General features: G+C 67.4%; 1 protein-coding gene. It reads right to left on the bottom strand.

The features are described 5' to 3' along the window. A partial coding sequence (locus IH26_RS0152580) for a DUF4291 domain-containing protein (protein ID WP_030443824.1) occupies positions 1–494 on the bottom strand: 494 nt, incomplete at its 3' end. Positions 495–589 lie beyond the last annotated feature (95 nt).

Here is a 589-nt window from a genome sequence, read left to right as displayed (position 1 = left end):
GCGTGGATGTCGTGGACGGTGGGGGTGATGTCGGTGATCGCGATGGTCCACTCGTCGACGTAGCGGTCGATCGCCTCGCCGGAGAGTCCGAGTTGCAACGACCGGTACGGCAGGGCCCGCAACTGCAACGATCGTTCCGGATCCCACTGCACCCGCGCCGGACTGGTCTTCAGCTGTCGTGACCAGGTCACCTTGTTCTCGTACAGGTGACGGTCGTAGTGGCTCAGGCAGGCCCGGGCGAGTGCCCACTCGAACCCGGTCCGGGTGATCTCCACCGCCAGGACGTGTTCCTGGCCGGGCTTGGTGGCCCAGCCGCAGCGGTACATCATCCACAGGAAGGACGGCTTGATCCAGGTCATCCGGTCACGTTTGAACGGCGCCACGAACCGGCCCGCGACGACGGCGGGCGCCGCGATCTGCGGCGAGTACGCCTGGTACACGGTGATGGTGTCGGCCGTGTAGCGGGCGCGGATCTGACGGGCGGGAACGGACACGCCGTGGATCCTCGCCCAGATCGGCGAAGCACTCCACCGAAATTCGACACGAGGTCCCCGTCGGAACACGGCTGCCGCGCGGACGGTGCTCGCGC

This window comes from Actinoplanes subtropicus, from assembly GCF_000721705.1.
In the GTDB taxonomy this organism is placed as follows: Bacteria; Actinomycetota; Actinomycetes; order Mycobacteriales; family Micromonosporaceae; genus Actinoplanes; species Actinoplanes subtropicus.
Note: the sequence above shows the minus strand (reverse complement) of the source record. Positions and strands in the feature narration are given on the sequence as shown.